The following is a 1,386-nucleotide window of genomic DNA, read 5'->3' as shown; positions in this document are numbered from 1 at the left end:
CTTCTCTAATCGGGCGTTTGGGTCAAGTTCATTTCATTGTGTCATTTCCGTCCTATAGGGATCGCTGTCCTTCATCCGGGTCACGCTTCTCTTCGCAGTCATTGTAGGCCCGGTTCGGTTGGGCCGCTGCACGCATGTGTCGGAATGGACGTGGAGCGCCCCGCTTTGTCTCGCGCTTCAAATTGAGCAGTGAGCTTTTCGGCGTCATCTATTACCTGGCAGGGCATGTTTACATGCCCGAGAGGGCAAGAGACCTCGTCCGGTGAGGGACGATCCCGTCTCTGATCTTGGGAAGGCTGTCAGGTCATAGCGCGGCCTCCAAAGGTCTGTGACGGAAATCGGTGTTGTCGGCCCACATGCGATGCATGACGACGGCGAGCTTTCTTGCGACGGCGACAAGGGCGCGGCGGTGGCCTTTTCGACGCATCAGCCGCAGTCCCCAACTTTTGATCTCTGAGCTGGCCACAGATCGCATAATCATCGCGGTCGCTGCTGCGTAGAGCGTGGCTCGCACATCGCTATCGCCGGCCTTGGAGATGCGGCCAGGATTGTCTTTTTCGCCAGATTGATATCGTCGAGGTGTCAGTCCGAAGTGCGCGGCGACAGTTCTGGAACTGGTGAATCGTTTCGGATCATCGACGGCTGCGCGGAACGTCAGAGCTGCAATCGGTCCCACGCCAGGGATTGCCATGAAGCGCAGGCAGATCGCGTCATGGCTGGCGGCCTGCTTCACGCGTCTGTCCAACTCACGGTAGGTTTTGTAGAGCATCGCGCGCGCGTCCAGGAGCGGCAGCAGGACCCGTGACAAATCTGGATCCGCTTCGATGAGAGGCCTGACCCGTTCGTCAAATGATCCCTGATCGACCCGGGACGGCAGGCGCAACCCAAAGACCCGATACAGCCCACGCACTTCGTTGGCCAGATCGATGCATTTCTTTTGAACAGCTTTTCGGCTGCTCAGCAATGCGCGATAGGCATGCGCTTCATGGCTCTTGATGAACACCTTGCTGAACCACCCGGACCTCAGCACTTGCGCAATTCCTCTGGCGTCCGTCTTGTCGGTTTTGTTGCGCATGGCCGACAGCGCCGCGTTCACTTGGCGCGCTTCCATGCAAACCACATCGAAACCGGCGCTCTGAAGCCCAGAGTGCAGATGCTGGCTCATCGCGCCAGACTCGAATCCAATCCGGCACTGCCCTTGCGGCACCTCGCGTAGGCAGGCCAAGATATCCTCAATCTCGCAAGCCGCAGCGCGTTCAAAGACGTGCTTGCCATCGGCATCAATCACGCAAACGGCCACAGATCGTAGCGACACGTCCAAACCCACATAGTAATCCATCTCGTTCTCCTCAGGTTGCAGTAATCACCGCAACTCTATCGAGAACC

At 58.0% G+C, this 1,386-nt stretch carries 1 protein-coding gene; it reads right to left on the bottom strand.

The window, feature by feature from the left end:
* Nucleotides 1-304 precede the first annotated feature (304 nt).
* On the bottom strand, nt 305-1,339 hold the full coding sequence (locus tag H7847_RS26545; RefSeq protein WP_227272724.1) for an IS110 family RNA-guided transposase: 1,035 nt from the start codon (nt 1,337-1,339) through the stop codon (nt 305-307).
* Nucleotides 1,340-1,386: the final 47 nt, after the last annotated feature.

It is taken from the genome of Roseobacter weihaiensis (assembly GCF_020622345.1).
GTDB lineage: Bacteria > Pseudomonadota > Alphaproteobacteria > Rhodobacterales > Rhodobacteraceae > Roseobacter > Roseobacter weihaiensis.
Note: the sequence above shows the minus strand (reverse complement) of the source record. Positions and strands in the feature narration are given on the sequence as shown.